Here is a 6,558-nt window from a genome sequence, read left to right on the forward strand (position 1 = left end):
TTGCAGCACCAGAAGCGCAAGCAGATAAGGCGCGCCGATATCGCCGCACGCACGCTGCTCGCGCCGCGTGAGATTCCGGCGGGCGTGCTGACGGCGTTGATCGGCGCGCCTTATCTGCTTGCGCTTCTGGTGCTGCAGGCACGGCACGAAAAGCGGAGCGGACGATGAGTCCGGACGCCGCATCGAATGCTTCGCAATGTCTTGCATCGTTCGCGCCGGCAACGATCGCGCCGTATCTGCAGAACGTGTGGCTCGGTGCGCCCAATCATGCTTTGGAAACGAACGACATCAGCATCCCTTTGTCGTCGCTGGGCGCGCATCGGAACGCGTTGCTCGATGCAATGGTCCATCACTATGGCGGCGACGCCGAGCTTCACGCGCGTGCGTTGTTATCGCAATGGAGCAAGTACTATTTCGGGCTTGCCGCCCCCGCGGGAATTCTGGCGGCGCGGCTGCTGCGACGTCCTCTGGACATGTCGCCATTGAGAACGCAGCTTGTCCTGCGCGAAGGCATGCCGGTCGCGCTGCATTTCGCAGCCGACGCGCTCAGACCGCATACCCACGATACCGCGCTCAACTACGCCGGCCTGCTCGAGCATCTCGATGCAGTGATCGGGATGCTCGCCGGCATGACGCGCATCGCGCCACGCGTGTTGTGGAGCAACGCAGGCAATCTGCTCGACTACTTGCTGGAGCAATGCGCGCTGCTGCCGGGCGAGGAAGACGATCGTGGCGATGCTGCATGGCTATTCGGACCTTCCCTCGGCGCGGATGGCGCACCCAATCCGCTGCGCGCCCCCATCCGCCAGATGAAGCCGCGCTCGGCGCTGCTGTCCCACCCGTTTCGCGCACGCCGCGTGTGTTGCGTGCGTTACGAGATCCCCGGAGAAACGCAACTTTGCACGAGCTGTCCCTTACTGCTGACAATGTCGGACGAACAACTCGCGCTACAAGAGGCAATCGCGTGAAGAAGCTTTTCTGTGCGTTTGCATGCCTGGTGATGACGTCGGTGGCGTCGGTGGCGTCGGTGACGTCGGTGGCGTTCGCGTCGGAGCCGAACGCGCCTGTCTGCGGACCGCTTGCGGATAACGCGACCATATCGCAATTCAGCAAGACGATGCCTTTGAAACCCAAGCGCGTCGTCGTCCTCGAATTCATGTTCGCGGAAGATCTGGCCGCGCTCGACATCACGCCTGTCGGTCTCGTCGATAACGCTTACTACGCCGGCTGGATCGGCTACGACAGCGCGCGTTTCAACGGCGTACCGGAAGTCGGCACGCGGCAGGAACCGAGCCTTGAAGCGATTGCATCGGTGCGTCCCGACCTGATCATTGGCGTGGGGTATCGACATGCGCCGATCTTCGCGGCGCTCGACCGGATCGCGCCCACGGTGCTCTTCCAGTTCAGTCCGGACATGGAGCAAGGTGGCGTGCAGAAAACGCAACTGGACTGGACCCGCACGATCTTTCGCACGATAGGCTGTCTCACCGGACGCGAGGACAAGACGCAAGCAGTAGAAGCGAAACTCGATGCGGGCCTCGCCCACGATGCACAACGCCTCGCTTTCGCAGGCCGCAGCGGCGAGCAGGTGGCGTTGTTGCAGGAACTCGGCTTGCCGGATCGGTATTGGGCCTATACAGGAAACAGCACGGCGGCGGGGGTGGCGCGGGCGCTGGGTTTGTCGCTGTGGCCATCAAAGCCGACGCGTGAAGGCACCATCTACGTGACGTCGGCTGATTTGCTCAAGAAGCCCGACCTCGCGGTGTTGTTCGTGACCGCGTCGAGCGAGAACGTTCCCATCGAAACACAGCTCACGTCCCCCGTCTGGCGCTTCGTTCCGTCGAAGCGGGCAGGGCGCATCGCGCTGGTTGAGCCGAACATCTGGGGCTTCGGCGGCCCGATGTCGGCCTTGCGTCTATCGAACGAAATCACCAACAAGTTGCTGGCACTGCCGCTGCCGCCGCGCTGATTACGCAGGCGCGTTCTATATGCGCGCTCCCGGTTTTTTGACGCGACGTTTACACGCGATCCGATACGCTTCGTTTGATCCAATCAAATGAACGCGAGGGGATGGTCATGACGTCCGAACAGGTTTTATCGAAAATTGAAAATGCCCTGGCCCGACCGGCCATGCGGAGTTGAGCATGGTGTCAGGAATATGGTTGCCTATTGTCACGCCGTTCAAGGACGGACAAGTCGATACCGACGCACTCCAGCGTCTCGCCGAGCGATATCTGAGCCAGGAAATCAGCGGTTTTGTCGCACTGGGAACGACCGGCGAAGCGGCGCTGCTCGACCAATACGAACGGCTCAAGGTCTTGCGTTCATTGTTCGAAGTGATCGGTACGCGGCTGACGGTGGTGGTCGGTATTGGCGGCATGAACACACGCGACATGGTGCAGGAAATCCGCGAACTCGACCGCTGGGATATTGGTGGCTATCTGGTGTCCGCGCCGGCGTATGTCTGCCCTGATCAAGACGGCATTCGCTGGCACTTCGACGAAGTCGCACGCGCCACGGAACGCCCCGTCATCCTCTACGACGTGCCGCATCGCACGGGTGTTGCCATTGATACGAACACGGTCGAGCGCCTTGCCGAGCATGCCAATATTGTCGCGATCAAGGCCTGTGTGCCGGCGACTTTCGAGAAGCTTTGCCAACTGCCGATCAGCGTTCTCTGCGGCAACGACGACGCCTACCTCGATTGCCTGATTGCCGGCGGAGCGGGCGGCATCCTGACGACCGCCCATCTTTTCGCCGATGTCCTGGCCGAGATCCACGAACGGGTTTTATCGGCTAGAACGGACGATGCCGCCGCGTTCTTCGAAGCCCTCAAGCCTGTCATCAAGCTCTTGTTCAGCGCGCCGAATCCGTCCGGCGTGAAGGCGGCGCTTGCCCTCGACGGCGTGATTGGCAGCGAAACGCGCTTGCCGGTCATGGAAGCGTCGGCGACGCTCAAGGAGCAATTGCGGATCGCGCTCGACGCGTGTTTCCGGCAGCTTGCCATCGTGGCTTGAATTTTTTGGATCGAGAAAAGAACCGTTTCGAGTCCGCCTAAGTCAGCAAGACGGCCTTGGCGCCACTACTGGATTCGTAGGCCATGGCCATTTCGATCTGATCGAGTGGGAACTCCTTGCCAATTTGGGTCGTGAACATCGGGTCGTCAATCACACCCTCGAGCGCTTTGAGGGCAGAGACCAGCTTGTCATGATCCTTCACCGTGCGGCTTTCGAAATTGCTGAACCGTCGCAAGGTCAGGTTGTTCATCATGAAAAGCACGGACTGAATCGAAACTGGAACGGCGCCGCCTAAAAAGCCGTAGATGTAGACCGTCGAATTCACTGGCAGGACCGGTGCGATCTTCGACAGCAAGTCTCCGCCGACGCCGTCGAATACCGTCGTCGTTCCCAGTTCGGCGGACAACGTGCGGAGCGTATCGGTGAAACCTTCGGTGGTGACAATGACATGCTCCGCGCCGAAACGGTACAGCGTCTCGCGCGCTTCCCCGGTACGCACCAGGAAGATAGCGGGCAACTTTCGAATACGGGCCAGGGCAGCAAGAGCATGACCGGTGCCCGAATTCCCGGCCGTGACGATGACGCCCTTGTGACCCGCTTCGGCGATCTCTTCGAGAAAGGCGTAGGCCGTCATCACGTTCACGAGCGAACCGCAATAGTCCCGGGCGCGAACATGCTCGGGCAGGATCAGGCACGCAGAGTAGGGCACGTGCGCCCGCTCGGACCAAAGTCCGACGCTTTCGGGACTTCTTCCGAGCGACCGGTAGATCGCCACCTGCTTGCCCACATATTCTGCAGGAACGCCGGCTCCCGCCGCCAACACCTGTCCCGCTCCCGACGCACCCCAGACGTCGTGCTGGCCCAGCGCGAGCGCTTTGCCGGCGGCCGTGGGGATTCGCAGGAAAGTCTTGTCGCCATGGTTGATCGCCGATGCTTCCATGTCGATCAGCAAATGGCCCGGTGCCGGCGCGGTCGGGGTCGGAATGTCGCGAACTTCAAGCTCGCGTTCGGGTGTCACACATATCGCTTTCATCGCTCAGCTCCTTTTGTCCTGGGGTTGTTGCTTGCACAGCCCATAACATAAGCAACTTCATCCATTGCCGAAACGCTGCATCAGGGCATACCATCGATTCCATTCTGGAATTGATGCGGATGGCCGTATGGATAGAGTGAACGCGATCCGCCTGTTTGTACGTCTGGTCGAATGTGGGAGTTTTTCCGCCGTCGGGCGTGAAGAAGGGATCGGGCAGCCTGCAGTCAGCAAACAGATCGGCGCGCTGGAGCGGCACCTTGGCGCACAGCTTGTCTTGCGGACATCGCGGCGGGTCGTGATCACCGAAGCGGGACAGACGTTCTATGAGTCAGCGAGGCAACTCGTGGACGACTTCGACGCGCTGGAGTCGTCGGTGGGCGATCGCCAACAATCGCCGCGAGGCCTGGTCAGGGTCAATACCGCACCGGCTCACGGACGGTTATGCATTACACCGCTACTCCCTGATTTCTTTCGCCAGTACCCCGACGTCACGGTCGAACTGTCGGTATCGGAGCGGCATGTCGACATGATTGGCGACGGTGTCGACTTGGCGGTTCGCCATGGGCGACTCGTAGACTCTTCCCTCACTGCCAGAAAGCTGTCCGAGACCGACTTCGTGCTGGTGGCGAGCCCCGCGTATCTGGCCGCGAGGGGCTTGCCGACGCGGCTCGCGGATCTCGATCAGCACGCTTGCATCGTCTTTGCGAAGGGCCGTGAGCGATACCCCTGGGCGCTCAAGGTCGGGCGGGAGTCTGTTTCTTACGTTCCGCACGGCTCGCTGCTGACCGGTGATGCCGAGCACATCCGTGCGGCTGTGCTGAGCGGCCTTGGCATTGCTCAGGCTCCATACTGGCTGCTCGCGGAAGAGATCCGTAACGGGCAGGTCCAGGTCCTGTTGCCGGCGTTGCAGCCCGAGCGCGTGCCGATCCATCTTGTTTATCCGACTGGCCGGAGGGTACCGATGAGGGTGCGGGTGTTCATCGAGTATCTTGTGGAGGCCTTTGGGAGTTCCGGGGTTTGATACATCACTGAGACGAGTTCAGCTTGCGGGTTGGCGTGTCGGGGACTAAAGAAGATCGCCACACTGTCGATAAACAACGTGCAGCGGCATTTTTGGAGCATCCGGTCCGGATAGGCAGCCTCGATCCGGCGAGTGGTCGCTTCCCCTGCACGCCATGTAGCAAAAGATCGATAACGCAAGATTCGAAAACGCACAACCTACGGGAAAAATCGAAGTGAGAAACAGGTACGCAGTATGGCTCGCGCTAGGCTTGGTGATTGTCCTCAATGGCACCGCAAACGCTCAAATGAGTCCCTTGCCGAATCTTGGATTCAAGCTCGGCGACGACATCCCTTCGGTCCAAACCGCATTGAATACGCAAATGCAGGTCGAACCGGAAGTCCGCAATCCGGCATTGCCCAGTTTTGTCGCCGATCCGAACAAGGGCAAGACGGATCTACACCTCCGAACGCGTGGCATCTGGGTATTCTTCAATCCGGCAGGCCATGTTGAGACGATACGGCTTGATGCTCCTTACACGGGAAGCGTACTCGGCATCAAGATCGGGGATAGCCTGAGTAAAATAACTTCGACCCTTGGCAAACCAGTGAAGAAGCCGCCGCTTGTAATGCCCGGGACACAAGCCTTGATATACGTTCTTGACGACGCAGCGTATGTTCGATTTGACGTCAACGACGACGGCGTTCAGACGATACTCATCATTCGTTGATATAGCTACGGCACGAACGACGGTTGACTATCCGGCTCGGATCGACCTCAAACCGGCGAGGGGGGCGCCTTATCTGGGCGCGCCGGGCCGAGGTCAAACCATTGCGGTCAGTCAAGCTCTCCGGGGCGGACGCCTCTGCGCCTGGCTCCTCGCCCAAGCGGAGAACTTTCCATCCTCATCCCTTGACCAACCCTCCATCGACCACCAGGTTCTGCCCCGTCACCGCGCGGGCCCATGGCGAGAGAGGAAGAACAGCACTGCGTCGGCGAACTCGGCAGGCGTCGTGACCCGGCGCAGCGGCGTGAATCCCGCGACCATGTCAAACACGGCTTCGGGCGTCGCGCTGCTGGCGTCGGTCGTGCGCAGCAGGCCGCCAGACACCATGTTCACCGTGATGCCGTCTGGTCCGAGATCGTTCGATGCGGTTCTCGTCAGCGCGAGCAACGCCGCTTTTGCCGCCGTGTAATCGTGATACGGCACAACAGGATTCTGGAACAGATTGGTCCCGACATTGACGATACGGCCAAAGCCGGCGGCGCGCATCGCAGGCAACGCGGCCTGAATCGTGTTCAGCGCGCCCTTGAGCGCGCCATCGATCTGCTGCTGGAAGCGCGCCCATTCAATGTCGCCGATCTTTGGACGCGCGTCGCCATCGAAGCTGAAATTCGCGAGCGCGTTGTTCACCACGGCATGCACCGGGCGGCCAGTTTTCGCGTGAGCCTCGTCGAAGAGACGCGCGACCGACGCCTTGTCGGTGATATCGGCCTGAATCGCCACA

7 protein-coding genes and 1 pseudogene are annotated in these 6,558 nt (G+C 60.6%); 6 read left to right on the forward strand and 2 right to left on the reverse strand.

What is annotated here, in order from left to right; all coding sequences use genetic code 11:
• From ACRXB1_RS27315 to dapA, 4 genes are all read left to right on the forward strand, one after another.
• The coding region (locus ACRXB1_RS27315; protein ID WP_449493806.1) for an iron chelate uptake ABC transporter family permease subunit at positions 1-168 on the forward strand (168 nt) is incomplete at its 5' end.
• A complete protein-coding gene (gene fhuF, locus ACRXB1_RS27320; protein ID WP_449493802.1) occupies positions 165-968 on the forward strand; it encodes a siderophore-iron reductase FhuF in 804 nt (267 codons plus the stop codon). The genes ACRXB1_RS27315 and fhuF, both read left to right, overlap by 4 nt.
• Positions 969-1,000: 32 nt before the next feature.
• Positions 1,001-1,969 carry an ABC transporter substrate-binding protein gene (locus ACRXB1_RS27325; protein WP_449493807.1) on the forward strand — a complete coding sequence of 323 codons (969 nt, stop codon included), beginning with the start codon at positions 1,001-1,003 and terminating at the stop codon, positions 1,967-1,969.
• 175 nt (positions 1,970-2,144) lie between these two features.
• Positions 2,145-3,017 (forward strand): 4-hydroxy-tetrahydrodipicolinate synthase, encoded by an 873-nt coding sequence (dapA, locus tag ACRXB1_RS27330; RefSeq protein ID WP_449493803.1) that lies wholly within the window; start codon positions 2,145-2,147, stop codon positions 3,015-3,017.
• Between the two features lie 37 nt (positions 3,018-3,054).
• Here the strand turns inward: dapA and ACRXB1_RS27335 are convergent, their stop codons facing one another.
• Entirely contained in the window at positions 3,055-4,050 is a 996-nt protein-coding gene (locus tag ACRXB1_RS27335; RefSeq protein WP_449493804.1) for a zinc-binding dehydrogenase, read from the reverse strand.
• A gap of 127 nt (positions 4,051-4,177) precedes the next feature.
• Between ACRXB1_RS27335 and ACRXB1_RS27340 the strand changes: the two genes are divergently transcribed.
• Entirely contained in the window at positions 4,178-5,071 is an 894-nt protein-coding gene (locus ACRXB1_RS27340) for a LysR family transcriptional regulator (protein ID WP_449493805.1), read from the forward strand.
• Positions 5,072-5,321: 250 nt separating this feature from the next.
• Positions 5,322-5,780, forward strand: coding sequence for a hypothetical protein (locus tag ACRXB1_RS27345; protein WP_375508789.1), 459 nt, complete (start codon positions 5,322-5,324; stop codon positions 5,778-5,780).
• A gap of 175 nt (positions 5,781-5,955) precedes the next feature.
• Here ACRXB1_RS27345 and ACRXB1_RS27350 read toward each other — a convergent pair.
• Positions 5,956-6,558, reverse strand: a pseudogene (locus ACRXB1_RS27350) (3-oxoacyl-ACP reductase); the annotation flags it as partial.

It is taken from the genome of Caballeronia sp. M23-90, from assembly GCF_053574605.1.